Origin of the sequence: Bradyrhizobium sp. HKCCYLS3070, assembly GCF_051167575.1 — a bacterium.
Classification (GTDB): Bacteria; Pseudomonadota; Alphaproteobacteria; order Rhizobiales; family Xanthobacteraceae; genus Bradyrhizobium.
Window position 1 is genome coordinate 91536 of the sequence record NZ_JBNPTI010000006.1, and the last position, 15639, is coordinate 107174.

Below are 15639 nucleotides of genomic sequence, written 5' to 3' on the forward strand. Positions count from 1 at the left end.
GTTCCGCCCGGTGTCATTCATTTCCGCAAATGCGTCAATCTGATTGCATGCAAATTTGCGCAATCCCCGGCGTTATTCGACCTTGTCTGGCTTGGCTGCCGCCAGCGGCGGCTGGCTCTCGGCGAAGTACGCGATCGCAGCCGCGCCCTTGTTGCGCAGATGCTGGAACAGGATGTCGGACAGCTCGCTTCCGGCGCGCCGGCGCAGGGCATCGAGGATCAGCTCATGCTCGCGCATGGCCTCGCTCCAGCGTTCGCGCTTGCGGGCGAAATTGGCCGAGAAGCGCACCCGGCGGATGCGGCCCGCCAGGCTCTCATAGGTCGCATGAAGGGTGGCGTTGGCGGCGGCGTCGACGATCGCCCGGTGGATCAACTGGTTCATGCGGAAATAGCCCTGCATGTCCTGCCGCATGTAGAATCCGTACATATCATGATGAAACTGCTCGATTTCCGCGATCGCTTCATCTGAAATCTTCTCGCAGGCGAGGCGTCCGGCGAGGCCTTCCAGGCCTCCCATCAGGTCGAACAATTCGTGGATGTCGGCGGCGCTGAGCGGGCGCACCCGGGCGCCGCGATTGGGCAGCAGCTCGACCAGCCCCTCGGCTGCGAGCACCTTGAGCGCTTCGCGCAAGGGGGTGCGGGACACCCCCAGCATTTCGCAGAGCTGGCGCTCGGACAGGCGTCCGCCGTCGGCGACATGGCCCTCGACGATGTAGTCGCGCAGCCGCGCCAGGATCTCGTCATGCAGCGAGGTCTCGTCCCGCGCAGGCACGGATCGACCGCTTGGCCCGGCCAAGGGTGGCGTCTCGATATCGGGAATCGTGGAATTCATCTTACGCATTGTAGCGGTAGTTACAGATGTGGTCGACCTCGTACGTGCATGCGCTTAAGCTCTTGCACGCTGAAGAATTGAATGCAATCATGGGTGCCAGAATGCCGTCGTCGCCCGGAGCTCTGTCGTGACCCGTCCCCAAGGCCGTCATTTCTTGCATATTCCGGGCCCGAGTCCGGTGCCCGAGCGGGTGCTGCGGGCGATGGATATGCCGGTGATCGATCACCGCAGCGCCGAGTTCGCCGAACTCGGCAAGGCCGTGCTCGGCGGCTCGCAGGCGATCTTCAAGACCACGAGCCCGGTGATCATCTATCCGTCCTCGGGCACCGGCGCATGGGAGGCTGCCATCGTCAACACGTTGTCGCCGGGCGACAAGGTGCTGATGGTCGAGACCGGCCACTTCGCCACGCTGTGGCGGCAGATGGCGGCGCGGTGGGGAATCGAGGTCGACTTCATTCCCGGCGACTGGCGCCGTGGCGTCGACCCTGCCGTCATCGAGGAGGCGTTGGTTGCCGACGCCGGTCATCGGCTCAAGGCGGTGATGGTCGTGCACAACGAAACCTCGACCGGCGCGACCAGCCGGATCGGTGAGGTGCGCGCCGCGATGGACCGCGCCAAGCATCCTGCGCTGCTGATGGTCGACACCATCTCCGGTCTCGCCTCGGCCGACTTCCGCTTCGACGAGTGGAAGGTCGATGTCGCCGTGTCCTGCTCGCAGAAGGGCTTCATGCTGCCGCCGGGGCTCGGCTTCAACGCCGTCTCGGACAAGGCGCGCCTTGTTGCCAAGGCCAACAAGATGCCGCGCTCGTTCTGGGATTGGGAGGACATGCTGAAGCTGAACGCGAACGGCTTCTTCCCCTATACCCCGGCGACGAACCTGCTCTATGGCCTGCGCGAAGCGATTGCCATGCTGCTCGAGGAGGGACTCGACCAGGTGTTCGCGCGCCACCAGCGGCTTGCGGCCGCGACCCGCGCCGCGGTCGAGCATTGGGGTCTCGAGGTGCTGTGCCAGGAGCCGAAGGATTTTTCCCCGGTGCTGACCGCCGTGCTGATGCCGCCGGGCCACGACGCCGATCAGTTCCGCCGGGTCGTGCTCGACAATTACAACATGTCGCTCGGCTCGGGCCTGTCCAAGGTCGCGGGCAAGGTGTTCCGCATCGGCCATCTCGGCGAGTGCAATGCGCTGAGCCTGATGGCGGCGCTGAGCGGGGTCGAGATGGGGCTGCGTGCGGCCGGCGTGCCGCATCGCGCGGGCGGCGTCGATGCCGCGATGGTGCTGCTGGATGAGCCATCGCAGGGCAATGCGCCGCGCCAGCTTGCGGCGGTGAAATGAGGCCAAACCGCGTGCAGCAAGCTGGGGCGTCCCGCTATGCCGCACTGCACAGAAGAAGGGGGTTTGTGTGCATCTGAGGGATGTCGGCCCGAAGCGATCGGCGCTTGCGTCTTCTTTGTTGACGCCAGCGGTCCGGCGGGAGAAAAGCGCGGCCAGCGCGTGGCATGCCACGTCCGCGCACCAACCAAATGACCGGGGATGGACGCCAATGACTGTGCACACGGGACGGCATTTTCTTCAGATTCCGGGGCCGACCAACGTGCCCGACCGCGTGCTGCGCGCGATGGACATGCCGACGCTGGACCACCGCGGCCCCGAGTTCGCCGAGCTCGGCTTCGCCGTGCTGGCGGCCAGCCAGCGCATCTTCCGCACCAAGCAGCCGGTGATCATCTATCCGTCGTCGGGCACCGGCGCGTGGGAAGCCGCGATCGTCAACTCGCTCGCGCCCGGCGACAGGGTGCTGATGGTTGAGACCGGCCAGTTCGCTGTGCTGTGGCGGGGCATCGCCGACAAGTTCAAGCTCGACGTCGACTTCATCCCCGGCGACTGGCGTCATGGCGCCGACATCGCGGCGATCGAGCAGCGTCTGGTCGACGACAAGGCGCACAAGATCAAGGCCGTCTGCGTCGTGCACAACGAGACCTCGACCGGCTGCCTGACGCCGCCGCTCGAGGTGCGCAAGGCGCTCGACCGGTCCGGCCACCCGGCACTCCTGATGGTCGACACCATCTCCGGCCTCGGCTCGATGGAGTATGAGCACGACGCCTGGGGCATCGACGTCTCCGTCGCGGGCTCGCAGAAGGGCCTGATGCTGCCGCCGGGCCTCGGCTTCAACGCCGTCTCGGAGAAGGCGCTCGCCGCCGCCAAGGCCAATCCCGGCATGCGCTCCTACTGGGACTGGCAGGAGATCATCACCTTCAACAAGCTCGGCACCTTCCCGTACACGCCGGCCTGCAATCTGCTGATGGGCCTCAACGAGGCGCTGAAGATGCTGGAGGAGGAGGGGCACGAGAACGTGTTCGCCCGCCACCGCCGCCACAGCCTTGCGACGCGCGCCGCCGTGAAGGCGTGGGGCCTCGACACGCAATGCGCCGATCCGCAGGCGCATTCGCCGGCGCTGACCGGCGTGGTCATGCCCGAAGGCCATGACGCCGATCAGTTCCGCAAGACCGTGCTGGAAAACTTCGACATGTCGCTCGGCACCGGCCTCAACAAGATCAAGGGCAAGGTGTTCCGTATCGGCCACATCGGTCATTTCAACGACCTGATGCTGATGGGGACGCTCGCCGGCGTCGAGATGGGCCTTGCGCTCGCCAATGTGCCGCATCGCGCCGGTGGCGTGCTCGCGGCAATGGACGTCCTGAAGGCGCGCGAGGCGGCGCCAATTCCGAAGGTGGCCTGATGACCGCGCCTGTGACCGGCTCCGACGATCTGATCTATGCCGTCGACGACGGCATCGCCAAGATCACCTTCAACCGGCCGCAGGCGCGCAACGCGATGACCTTCGCGATGTACGACCGGATGGCCTCGATCTGCGAGGCCATCAACGCCGATCGGTCGATCAAGGCGCTGATCCTGACCGGCGCGGGCGACAAGGCTTTCGCTTCCGGCACCGACATTTCCCAGTTCCGCGCCTTCAAGACCGCGCAGGATGCGCTCGACTACGAGGCGCGGATCGACCGCGTGCTCGGCACGCTGGAGCTGTGCCGTGTGCCGGTGATTGCGGCGATTGCGGGCGCCTGCACCGGCGGCGGCGCCGGCATTGCCGCCTGCTGCGACATTCGCATCGGCACCGAGACGACACGTATCGGTTTTCCGATCGCGCGCACGCTCGGCAACTGCCTGTCGATGTCGAACATCTCGCGCGTGGTCTCCTTGATCGGACCGGCGCGCACCAAGGATCTGATCTTCAAGGCACGGTTGGTCGAGGCGCCGGAGGCGCTCGCGCTCGGTCTGCTCAACGAGATCGTGCCTGACGTCGAGACGCTGCAGACACGCGCGCTGGAGACCGCGAGGCTCATCGCCTCGCACGCGCCGATCACCCTCGAGGTGACCAAGGAGGCGGTGCGCCGCATTCGCCGGACTCTGTCGCGGGACGAGGGCGAGGATTTGATCCTGCGCGCCTATATGAGTGAGGATTTCCGCGAGGGCATGGAGGCGTTCCTCAACAAGCGGACGCCGAACTGGAAAGGCAAGTAGTCCGATGCCGTGCTTGCGACCTTATGCCGAGGAACATGAGGCCGCATCATGCTTGTGTTCTTGAACTGACCACAATAAGCCAGCAGTATCCTGGTAGGATGCAAGCTGGCGCTTCGAACGGGGAAGAAACACGTGCGCAAACTCATCAAGATCGCGGCCGCAACGGCGGCCTTTTTCGCAACTGCGCCCGCCTTTGCCGGCTGGGAGCCGACCAAGCCGGTCGAGATTGTCGTCGCCGCAGGCGCCGGCGGTGCATCAGACCAGATGGCGCGGATGATGCAGGCTGCCATTCAGAAGAACAATCTTCTGAAGCAGCCGGTTGTCGTGTCGCTGAAGGGCGGCGCGTCGGGCGCCGAAGCCCTGATGTACATGAAGTCCAGCGACGGCGATCCGAACAAGATCCTGATCGCCTATTCGCTGATCTACATGCTGCCGCTGTCGGCCAAGCTGCCGTTCGACTGGCACGAGCTGTCGCCGGTCGCGGTGATCGCACTCGATCAGTTCGTGCTGTGGGACAACGTCAACGGCCCCAAGACGGTGAAGGAGTTCATCGAGGCTGCCAAGGCGTCGAGCTCCCCGTTCAAGTTGGGCGGCACCGGTTCCAAGCGCGAAGATCACGTGCTCACGGTCTTCATGGAGAAGAAGACCGGCGCTAAGTTCTCCTATCTGCCCTACAAGTCGGGCGGCGAGGCCGCGACCCAACTGGTCGGCGGGCACACCGAAGCGAACGTCAACAATCCTTCCGAGAATCTCGAAGTCTGGCGCGCCGGCCAGGTGCGTCCGCTCTGCGTGTTCGACAAGGAGCGCATCTCCTACACGACCAAGGTCACGGAGACGCAGTCCTGGAACGACATTCCGACCTGCAAGGAGGAGGGGCTGGACGTGCAATACCTGATGCTGCGCGCGATGTTCCTGCCGGGCAAGGTGACGCAGGAACAGCAGGAGTTCTACATCGACCTGTTCAGCAAGCTGGTGCAGACACCGGAGTACAAGGACTACATGGAGAAGCAGGCGCTGAAGCCGATCTTCCTCACCGGCAAGGACATGCTGCAGTTCCTCGAAGAGGACGGCTCGCTCAACAAGCAGCTGATGACGGAAGCCGGCTTCGTCGCCAAGTGAGGCTGGGCGGGGCGAGGGGATGAGGAGGATCGATGTCCAACGCTGAGCTCGAGATTGCCGTCGACGATCCGACCGCGCCGGAGGAGAATTCTCCGGCCGTCACCTCCACCCGGACCGTCGACGTCGCGGTGTCGCTGCTGCTGCTCGCGCTCGCGGCCGTACTCGCCTGGGACAATTGGCGGACCGGTGCGTCCTGGGACTCGACCGGTCCGGAGCCCGGCTACTTTCCGTTCTATCTCTCGGTCATCCTCGGCGGCGCCAGCCTTTACGGGATCGGCGCGGCGTTTCTGTCCAGCAAAGAAGCGGTCGAGACTTTCGTGACGCGCGCGCAACTGCGGCGCGTGATGGCGGTGTTCGTGCCGACCCTGTTGTTCTGCATCGCGATGCAGTTTCTCGGCATCTATGTCGCGAGCTTCCTGCTCATCGCCGGGTTCATGCGTCTCGTCGGCAAGATCGCGATCTGGAAATCGCTGCTCACGGCGTTCCTGTTCAGCGCCGTGATGTTCGTGACGTTCGATGTCGTGTTCGACGTGATCATGCCGAAGGGCCCGCTCGAAGCGGCGTTCGGGTACTGACACCGGTCTCTCCCCCGTCATTGCGAGGAGCAACGCGACGACGCAATCCAGGGCTGCGCACTCGACTCTGGATTGCTTCGCTGCGCTCGCAATGACGAGGAAACAGTTGGAATGAAATCATGGAAGCCTTGGGTCTGCTGCTGCACGGGTTCGCGGTCCTCCTGACCTGGAAGACGCTGCTGCTGATGATGGTTGGGCTCGTGCTCGGCGTCTTCGTCGGCGTGCTGCCCGGGCTGGGGGGGCCCAACGGCGTCGCCATCCTGCTGCCGCTGACCTTCTCGATGGACCCGACCTCGGCCATCGTGATGCTGTCCTGCATCTACTGGGGCGCGCTGTTCGGCGGCGCCATCACCTCGATCCTGTTCAACATTCCCGGCGAGGCGTGGTCGGTGGCGACCACTTTCGACGGCTATCCCATGGCGCAGCAGGGCAAGGCAGCGGAGGCGCTGACGGCCGCCTTCACCTCGTCGTTCATCGGCTCGCTGGTCGCGGTGATGCTGATCACCTTCCTGGCGCCCTGGATCTCGTCGTTTGCGCTGAAGTTCGGTCCGCCTGAATTCTTCGCCGTGTATCTCCTGACCTTCTGCTCGTTCGTGGGCTTGGGACGCGAGGACAAGCACAAGACGGTCATTGCGATGGCGCTCGGTCTGCTGCTTGCCGGCGTCGGCATGGACACCGTGTCCGGTCAGTTGCGGATGACCTTCGGCTCGACCGATCTGTTGCGCGGCATCAATTTCCTGGTCGCGGTCATCGGCCTGTTCGGCATCAGCGAGATCCTGCTGACGATGGAGGAACGCCTGGCGCTGCGCGGTCACGCCGCCGCGATCTCCTTGCGCACGGTGCTCGCCGTCTGGAAGGACCTGCCGAAATACTGGATGACCCTGCTGCGTTCCTCGGTGATCGGCTGCTGGCTCGGCATCACGCCGGGCGGCGCGATCGCGGCCTCCTTCATGGGCTACAACCTCGCCAAGCGCTTCTCCAAGAATCCGGACAGTTTTGGCAAGGGACGCATCGAGGGCGTGTTCGCGCCCGAGACCGCAGCGCATGCCTCAGGCACGGCGGCGCTGCTGCCGATGCTGGCGCTCGGCATTCCTGGCTCGGGCACCGCGGCGATCCTGCTCGGCGGCCTGATGGTGTGGGGCCTCAATCCCGGCCCGCTGCTGTTCGTGGAGCACAAGGACTTCGTCTGGGGCCTGATCGCCTCGATGTATCTCGGCAATGTCGTCGGCCTCGTGCTCGTGCTTTCCACCGTGCCGATCTTCGCCTCGATCCTGCGCGTGCCGTTCGCGGCCGTGGCGCCGATGATCGTGGTGTCCTGCGCCATCGGCGCCTACGCGATCCAGAACGCGATGTTCGACGTCTGGCTGATGCTCGGCTTCGGCGTCGTCGGCTATGTCTTCAAGAAGATCAAGATCCCGCTGGCGCCGTTCACCTTGGCGCTGGTGCTCGGCAGCCGTGCCGAGGACGCGTTCCGGCAGTCGATGATCATCTCCGGCGGCAACATGAAGGTGTTCTGGGCGAACGGGCTGGTGGGCACCATCACGACGCTGGCGATCGTGCTGCTGTTCTGGCCGCTGATCGATCGTGCGATCGCGACCTTCAGCAAGTCGGGAGCGCCGGCCGCGAAGGCCGAGGCTTAGTACGGTTGTCGCTGATCACCCGTGCCCTGCCAGCTGGACGCCTGCGCTCGATCGGCTACGCCGCTCCTACCACGAGTAGCGCACGCTGCCCTTGCCGGCATAGGAACGGGTGACGCTCGAGAACTCGCCTTCGAACGTCGCCATGGCGCTCCAGCCGTTCTGCCAGCTCATCTCGACCGAGGTCGTCGTCAGCGCGGAGTCGCGCGCCTGCGCGGCGCCGTTGACGACGAAGCTTGCGCCCGGCAGCGTCTGGAACGTCGCCGCGACCGAACGATCGGGATTGAAGTCGTGCGCCCAGGCGAGGCGGCCGCGCAAGGTGAGGGCGCCGTCTGCCAGCGCATGGGACTTGTCGGTGCGCAGGCCGAACTCGGTGCGTGTGTCGGTGACGGTCTTGCCGGTGTAGCTCAGCGCGAAGGTCGACGTGCCGGAGATGGCCTGCTCCACATAGGCCGGTAGGCGCAGGCTCGTCACCTGCGCAGCCGCGTAAGGCGTCAGGCCGATGCCGCCGATGGGAGCGACGAAGCGCGTGCCGCCCTCGATGCGGCCGATCCAGGCATTGGCTTGATAGGTCGCGCGCAGCCGGTCGACACCGGAGATGGTGACGGTGCGATCCGCGGTGACGTCCTGCCAGCCATAGGCCAGGGCCGCTCTCAGATAGCTCGGGCCGATATGATGATGCAGATAGGCGCCGGCCTGGAACAGGTCGGAGCGGCCGGAGCCGAGGCCGTTGACGCTGAAGCTGGTGCCGCCGCCGCCGAGCGCGAAGCCCGCAATCGTGCGCGGTGCGATCCGGTAGTCGGCGCCGACGGCGGTGCCGGCGATGCGGCTGGTGGTATCGTTGGAGCCGACGACTGCATTGCCGCTGGTCGTTTGCGAGCCGCCGAAGCCCGCCGCCCAGACATTCCAGCGCTGCGCAAACTCGGCTGGCCTGTCGTCAGTCAGCATCGCGAAAGCATCGGTGCGCTTGCGGGATGTGTCAGCATAGCTGATCGCGCCCCCGCCGCTGGCTTGACGTTGTGCGAAGGGATCGGTCAGCAGGCTGGCGAACTGGCTCATGGCGTTGAACGTGGTCTGTTGCACGCCGGTGGCGCTCTCGCCGGACGCCTGCGTAAGGCCCGCCTGGTTCAACTTGCCGAACACGACGGGAATATCGCCGGTGCGATCGAAGAACGCCGACAGCGTATCGCCGACCGTCTTCTGATTGCCGTTGAGTCCGCCGGGCACGGCGAAGGCGAGGATCAGATCGAGATAGACGTTGTTGGCGTCGTAGCTCAGGCTGGTCTTGAAGCCGGAGGGCAGGTTGGTCTTCACCACCGATCCGAAGCCGCCCGAGATGCCGCCGCTCGTGGTCAGGATGGTGTAGCGCTTGTCGATATAACCGCCGCCGGTGCCGAACACGGCGTTGACGGTGGCGCCGCCGAGGGTGGCCGATCCGGTGACGCTCGCGAATGAGGCCGTGGTCGGATCGAGCTGCACCAGATAGTACGCACCGGACTGGAAGGCGAGATTGCCGACGATGGTCATCGACGAGCCGGCGGTGCCATTGCCCGGCGCCAGCGTGCCGCCGGCATTGATGCCGACCGTCATCGGCGGATCGACGAGACCCGCACCCGTCAGGGTGCCGCCGGCATTCACGGTCACCCCAGAGGTGTTCGTGATCGCACCTTCGACGTCGAGCACGCCGCCGTCGATGGTCGTCGCCCCGGTGTAGCTGCTGGTGCCTGACAAGGTCAGGATGCCTACGCCGACCTTGGTGAGCCCGCCCGTGCCCGAAATCGTCCCGCTGAGTGTCGCGTTGTTGCCGTTGGTATCGAACGTGCCGCCGCCGGCATTGAGGGTCACGGTCCGGCTGGAGCTGAAGCCGGCGAGATATTGCAGCGTGCCGCCACCGAACGACACGCCGCCGGAAGCATCGCCGAGATTGGCATCTGATGACACCGCGAGCGCGCCCTGGTTGATGCTCCACGGCGTAACCTCGGTCGTCGTGCCGGTCAGCGTCCAGGTCGCGGTGCCCGTCTTCACGAAACTCGAGAAGCCCTGGTATTGCGCGGTCGCGCCGATCGTGGAAACGTCGAAGCTGCCGTTCGCGGCGCCGCCGAGCCGGAACGTATCGGTGCCGGTGCCGACGACATTGCCATTGATGATCGAGCTCGCCCAGATCTCCAGCACGTTGCTGCCGCCGGTGAAGCTGATGGCGGCGGGGGCTACGAAAGATCCAAAGCCGTTACCGCGCGAGATCGTGCCGCTGTTGATGATCGCGAGATTGGCGCCGATGACGCCCGCACCGGCCCTTCCAGCCGTGCCGGAGTGACTTGTATCCGTCGCGCCGGCCACGCCTGCGTCGCCGCCGGTGATGGTGCCGGAGTTGATCAGCGTGCCGTCCGCGGCGAAGGCGACGCCGGCGGCACCACTACCACCGTCGCCACTCGCATTCGGTTGGGTGCTGGATGGCGCGTCACCACCATTTCCGCCGCCACCGCCTTTGATGGTGCCGGCGTTGGTCAGCACGACGCTGCTTCCCGTCAGAAAGATACCGTAACCGCCCTGGCCGCCATTGCCACCCCAGCCATTCACGACGACATTTAGCGAGGCAGCCGCGCCGCCATTGCCGCCCTTGCCTCCCGTGATGCTGCTGCCATTGCTGTAGGTGAGCCCGCTGCCATCGACGACCACCCCGTATCCGCCGGCGCCGCCGCCGCCACCGCCGAAATCCCCGGTGGTGGCGCCGCCACGTCCACCATTGCCGCCGGACACCGCTGCGGAGTTGCTCGTGTCCGTGGTTACGACGGCGCCATGTGCGCCACCGCCACCTCCGCCTCCGCTGTGAATCGAGAAGCCGCTTTGACCGCTTAGTCCGTTGGCGCCCGGACCGATCCCGCCGCTGCCACCCGGTGCGGCACCGGTCGAATCGCTGCCGCCGGCCCCGCCGAGTGTGCCGGCGCCGCCACCGCCGCCGCCTCGGGTAGGAATAGGTGCATTGGCGCCGACATTTCCAACGGCCGTGGCCGAGCTGGCACCGCCATTGGCGAAGGTGTCCTGGCTGCTGCCGCCGGCGCCGCCTCTGGTGGCCTGCGCAATGGCTGGCGCCGCCGCAAGCACCGGGGTGACCAGCGCGGCCGCTGACAACCAGCACAACCGCCTCGAGCGCGAGACCGTATGGGGACCGGATCGGTTTGCGATCAGCACGTCAGCCTTTGCATCTTCGCGATTGAATCCATGTCATGCAGGCGCCGTCAGGCGCCTCCAATCGTGCCAGACCGCATATCGCAGCCAAGATCGCCTCGGCGGGTACTGTGATTTTTTGGGTGGATTTCGAGATGGCCTAAGTTCGTCGCTGCCTGTGACCGTCGTGCAACATTCGATACGAACCAGCCTCCGCCTCCGGTTGTGCGTGGTCGTTCCGCAACCGAATGGCGCGCATGCGGCGGGCTTGTGCAGCATGGGCTGTGGCATCAGCGATCCTGCCTCAAACGCTGCGGATAGACCGCGACGAGCACCTGAATTGCCCAGATTCTCCCTGCGCGTCAGCCTCGCGGACCGAGCCGGCCAAACGCGGCGGGTGAACAGGCCACAGGCTGAGGCTCCCACGACCATCGGCATCAGTTGCGAGTTTCTGATTGGGACCATGCCGTAATTGGTTCACGGGTTGTGGTGGATAGGGCTTGGCTGGGGATACCAAAACAATCGTACCGATGTTCGAAGCCGTCCGGCGCTTCTCCAGAGGTTGTGTCTTTGCGATGACAGCATTTTAGGCAGAGCGGTGATAGGCTCCATTCATGGGCAGATATCGTTCTGCTCACGCGCGGTGCCTGATCTCTGGTCATCGCGCCCTGATGTTTCCTCCCGAGACGATCACCTTGCCCGGCGCGTGCGTCGGGCTTTTTTTTTGCGTTCGGCGGATCAGAGTTCGCAGCTCATCCCGCCGCCCTCGAAAAGAAAAAGCCTCCGTCCGGCTTTCGGAACGAAGGCTTCGAGCAAAGATGATTCAGGTCAGCGAGCGCGCGGACCCGAGTTAAGTCAGCCTCAGTGGGCCTTCTCCGCAACCGGCATGTGGTACCAGTCGGACTCGTTGTCGAGCATCGTTTCGTCGAACGGCAGAACGCCGACGTGATTCAGAGCGGCCGCGTTGACGTCGCGCACCATGTCCATCGCCGTCAGAAACTCGTTCAATTCCGTCGCGCTCATGGAAGGCTACTCCTCACACGCGCGGGCCGAAGGGGTCCGCGATCAACTGATGCGAAGAGATTAACGCGGTCTCGCTCTGGCCTCAATCCCGCCCAGGTCGAAGTTCCAACGTGGTGACATCTGGGCCACAGCGGCGGGATGCCGCAGCTTGGTCATATTGCACCTGCTCACACGACGCGGTGCAGCCGCAGATCGGCGATCTCGCCATCGGTGAAGCCGAACTCGGAGAGGATCTCCTCGGTCTGCTCGCCGAACTCCGGCGGCCGTGCCGCCATCCGGCTCGGCGTGCGCGACAAGGTGAAGGGCTGCGCCACCAGCGTGATGTCGCGGCCGTCGTCGCTGGCGACCTGCTGCGCCATGCCGAGATGCTTCACCTGCGGGTCCTCGAACATCTGATCGATCGCGTAGATCGGCCCGCAGGGCACGCCGGCGGCATTGAGCTCGGCGACCCATTGCTCGCTCGTCTTCGCCAGCGTGCGCGCATTGATCTCGGCGTTGAGCGCATCGCGGTTCTTGGAGCGCGCCGGCGCGGTCGCGTAGTCCGGATTGTCGATCCATTCGGGCGCGCCGAGCGTCTGGCACAGCCGCTCCCAGATCCGCCCCCCCGTGGCGGCGATGTTGATGTAGCCGTCGGAAGTCTTGAACACGCCGGTCGGAATGCTGGTCGGATGGTTGTTGCCGGCTTGAGGGGCGACCTCCTTCTCCATCAGCCAGCGTGCGGCCTGGAAGTCGAGCATGAAGATCTGCGCCTGCAACAACGACGTCTGCACCCACTGGCCCTCACCGGAGACCTCGCGCTCGAGCAGCGCGGTGAGGATGCCCATCGCGCAGGACAGGCCTGCGGAGAGATCGGCGATCGGGATGCCCGCGCGCATCGGGCCCTCGCCGGGCGCGCCGGTGATCGACATCAGCCCGCCCATGCCCTGCGCGATCTGATCGAAGCCCGGCCGCTTCGCATAGGGGCCGTCCTGGCCGAAACCGGAGATGCTGCCATAGACGATGCGGGGATTGACGTTGCGCACGGCCTCGTAGTCGATGCCGAGCTTGGTCTTCACATCAGGGCGATAGTTCTCGATCACGACATCGGCCCGCTTGGCCAGTCGCATGAACACGTCGACGCCCTTTGGGTCTTTCAAGTTGAGCGTCATCGCGCGCTTGTTGCGATGCAGGTTTTGGAAGTCGGAACCGCGGCGCGGGCCGCCCAGGGCCTCGCCACCATCCTCCATCATGGCGTCGATCTTGATGACGTTGGCGCCCCAATCGGCGAACTGCCGCGCGCAGGTCGGGCCGGCGCGCACCCGCGTCAAATCGAGGACAGTGAAGCGGGACAGGGCTTTGGACGCGCGCGGAAAGGCCATGCGGACGAACTCCGAGAGAACGTGACATGGCTGTATAGGAGAGCGCGCGGGAGGCGACAATTGCGTGCGGGTGGTGCGGGCCGCCCCGCTCATGCCGCTGGCGCAGGGCTTCCTGCTACGGGAACAACGCGAGGACTTCACCGCTCGTCGGCGATCACCTTGCCGTCGTTGGGCAGCGTGCCCGGTGCGATCAGCTCGATGCTGCCGCCGAGCTTGGTGATGCTGCGCAGGCTGGCGGCGAGCGCGTCCTGCAGGCCATCTGATGGCGAGGCGCATTCCGCCTTCAGCGTCATCGCATCGGTCTCGCCGGCGCGGGTGACGACCAGGCGGAGGCGGCCGAGCTCCGGGTGGCGCTTGCCGATCTCGGCGACCTGCTCGGGGCGCACGAACATGCCCTTGATCTTGGTCGTCTGGTCGGCGCGGCCCATCCAGCCCTTGATGCGCATGTTGGTGCGGCCGCAGGCGCTGGTGCCGGGCAGGGCGGCGGTGAGGTCGCCGAGGGCAAGGCGAATCCAGGGATGGTGGGGATCGAGCGAGGTGACGACGATCTCGCCGACATCGCCTGGCGCCACCGGATCGCCGGTGCCGGGGCGGACGATCTCCAAGATCAGGTCCTCGTTGACGACCATGCCGTCGCGCGCTGCGGTCTCATAGGCGACGATGCCAAGATCGGCGGTGCCGAACGCCTGATAGGCATCGATGCCGCGCGCCTTCATCTCGGCCTGCAGTGACGGCGGGAACGCCGCGCCCGACACCAGCGCGCGCTTGAGCGAGGACACGTCGCGGCCGGCGCTGGCGGCGCTGTCGAGCAGGATCTTCAGGAAGTCGGGCGTGCCGCTGTAGCCGATCGGGCGATAGGCCTCGATCAACTCGAACTGCGCCTCGGTGTTGCCGGGGCCAGCCGGGATCACCGCGCAGCCGAGCGCGCGCGCCGAGGCGTCGAAGATGAAGCCGCCGGGCGTGAGGTGATAGCTGAAGGTATTGAGCACGATATCGCCGCTGCGGAAGCCCGAGGCGAACAGGGCGCGGGCGCCGCGCCAGGGATCGCTGTGCGCCGCCTCCGGTTCGAAGATCGGCCCGGGCGACGTGAACAGACGCGAGAACGCGCCGGGCGCCTGCGCGACGAAGCCGCCGAATGGCGGGGCCGCCTTGTGCAGGGCAGGCAGCTCGGATTTGCGCAGCACCGGCAGTTGCGCGAGCGCAGCGCGCGTCGTGATGTCCTGGGGATCGATGCCCTGCAGCAGCGCGGCATAGGCCGGCGCCTTCATCGCCGCGTGCAGCACGTCGGGCAGGCGGCCGAACAGATCCTGCTCGCGGGCTGCGGGATCACGGGTTTCGAGGGCGTCGTAGTGGGTCATCGTACCCAGTCCTTGAATCTTGCGGTCGTCATGCCCGGGCTTGTCCTGGGCATCCACGTCGTTCATCGTTGCGGCTCGTGCGTGGATGGCCGGGTCAAGCCCGGCCATGACGAGGAGAGAGTTCGGCTACAGCCACCGCTTCCGCCGCTTGAAGCTCTTCAGGTTCTTGAAGCTCTTGCGCTGGTCGCCGGCGCCGCCGAGGTAGAATTCCTTGACGTCCTCGTTGTCGCGCAAGCTGTCGGCGGTGCCGTCGAGCACCACCTTTCCCTGTTCCATGATGTAGCCGTGGCTGGCCACCGACAGCGCCGCGCGCGCATTCTGTTCGACCAGCAGGATGGTGACGCCGAGATCCCTGTTGATCTCCTTGATGATCGCGAACACTTCCTTCACCAGCAGCGGCGACAGGCCCATCGACGGCTCATCCATCAGGATCATCTTCGGCCGCGCCATCAGCGCCCGTCCGATCGCCAGCATCTGCTGTTCGCCGCCGGAAAGATAACCCGCAAGGCCGGTGCGTTCCTTCAGCCGCGGGAAATAGTTGAACACCATCTCGATGTCACTGTTGACCTCGCGATCGGATCGCGTGAACGCCCCGAGCTTGAGGTTCTCCAGCGACGTCATGTCGGAGACGATGCGGCGGCCCTCCATGACCTGGAAGATGCCGCGGCGGACGATCTTCTCCGGATCGATGCCGTCGATGCGCGTGCCGTCGAACATGATCTCGCCGCGCGTGACCTCGCCGTCCTCGGTCTTCAACAGGCCGGAGATCGCCTTCAGCGTCGTCGACTTGCCGGCGCCGTTGGCGCCGAGCAGCGCAACGATCGCGCCCTTGGACACGTCGAGGCTGAGGCCGCGCAGCACCAGGATGACGTCGTCATAGACGACCTCGATGTTGCGGACGGAGAGCAGGGGGGCTGCGCTCGCGGTCGCATTTGCATTGGGCTTATCGAGGGTCTCAACCATATCCGTTCACCTCACTGTCGTCCCCCGCGGGAGGCGGGGGGCCCAGTATTCCAGAGCCGCCGATGCTCGGTGGAGAAG

General features: G+C 65.6%; 12 protein-coding genes. 6 read left to right on the top strand and 6 right to left on the bottom strand.

What is annotated here, in order from left to right; translation table 11 throughout:
• Positions 1-72 precede the first annotated feature (72 nt).
• Positions 73-831, bottom strand: a complete 759-nt coding sequence (locus ACQR03_RS20335; RefSeq protein ID WP_315753548.1) for a GntR family transcriptional regulator — start codon at positions 829-831, stop codon at positions 73-75.
• Between the two features lie 127 nt (positions 832-958).
• On the opposite strand from ACQR03_RS20335, the gene ACQR03_RS20340 reads away from it, so the two are divergent.
• From ACQR03_RS20340 to ACQR03_RS20365, 6 genes are all read left to right on the top strand, one after another.
• Positions 959-2164, top strand: a complete 1206-nt coding sequence (locus ACQR03_RS20340) for a pyridoxal-phosphate-dependent aminotransferase family protein (RefSeq protein ID WP_434841804.1) — start codon at positions 959-961, stop codon at positions 2162-2164.
• Positions 2165-2372: 208 nt separating this feature from the next.
• On the top strand, positions 2373-3566 hold the full coding sequence (locus tag ACQR03_RS20345; protein ID WP_434841805.1) for a pyridoxal-phosphate-dependent aminotransferase family protein: 1194 nt from the start codon (positions 2373-2375) through the stop codon (positions 3564-3566).
• Positions 3566-4363 (top strand): enoyl-CoA hydratase/isomerase family protein, encoded by a 798-nt coding sequence (locus ACQR03_RS20350; protein WP_316166149.1) that lies wholly within the window; start codon positions 3566-3568, stop codon positions 4361-4363. The genes ACQR03_RS20345 and ACQR03_RS20350 overlap by 1 nt, the downstream gene beginning before the upstream one ends.
• Positions 4364-4495: 132 nt before the next feature.
• Positions 4496-5482: a tripartite tricarboxylate transporter substrate binding protein gene (locus tag ACQR03_RS20355; RefSeq protein ID WP_316169716.1), complete on the top strand. Its 987-nt coding sequence runs from the start codon at positions 4496-4498 to the stop codon at positions 5480-5482.
• 32 nt (positions 5483-5514) lie between these two features.
• The gene (locus ACQR03_RS20360; protein ID WP_315712922.1) at positions 5515-6057 is read left to right on the top strand and encodes a tripartite tricarboxylate transporter TctB family protein; all 543 of its coding nucleotides are present in this window, start codon (positions 5515-5517) and stop codon (positions 6055-6057) included.
• Between the two features lie 119 nt (positions 6058-6176).
• Entirely contained in the window at positions 6177-7697 is a 1521-nt protein-coding gene (locus ACQR03_RS20365) for a tripartite tricarboxylate transporter permease (protein ID WP_434841806.1), read from the top strand.
• A gap of 66 nt (positions 7698-7763) precedes the next feature.
• Here ACQR03_RS20365 and ACQR03_RS20370 read toward each other — a convergent pair whose 3' ends face one another.
• The 5 genes from ACQR03_RS20370 to ACQR03_RS20390 all read right to left on the bottom strand — a co-directional run bounded on the left by ACQR03_RS20370 (position 7764) and on the right by ACQR03_RS20390 (position 15561).
• Positions 7764-10823, bottom strand: a complete 3060-nt coding sequence (locus ACQR03_RS20370; RefSeq protein ID WP_316225650.1) for an autotransporter outer membrane beta-barrel domain-containing protein — start codon at positions 10821-10823, stop codon at positions 7764-7766.
• 897 nt (positions 10824-11720) lie between these two features.
• A complete protein-coding gene (locus tag ACQR03_RS20375) occupies positions 11721-11882 on the bottom strand; it encodes a hypothetical protein (RefSeq protein ID WP_315712919.1) in 162 nt (53 codons plus the stop codon).
• Positions 11883-12049: 167 nt separating this feature from the next.
• A complete protein-coding gene (locus ACQR03_RS20380; protein WP_316191404.1) occupies positions 12050-13240 on the bottom strand; it encodes a CaiB/BaiF CoA transferase family protein in 1191 nt (396 codons plus the stop codon).
• Positions 13241-13377: 137 nt separating this feature from the next.
• A complete protein-coding gene (locus ACQR03_RS20385) occupies positions 13378-14598 on the bottom strand; it encodes a phenylacetate--CoA ligase family protein (protein ID WP_434841851.1) in 1221 nt (406 codons plus the stop codon).
• Positions 14599-14724: 126 nt separating this feature from the next.
• Positions 14725-15561 carry an ABC transporter ATP-binding protein gene (locus tag ACQR03_RS20390; protein WP_316192900.1) on the bottom strand — a complete coding sequence of 279 codons (837 nt, stop codon included), beginning with the start codon at positions 15559-15561 and terminating at the stop codon, positions 14725-14727.
• Positions 15562-15639 lie beyond the last annotated feature (78 nt).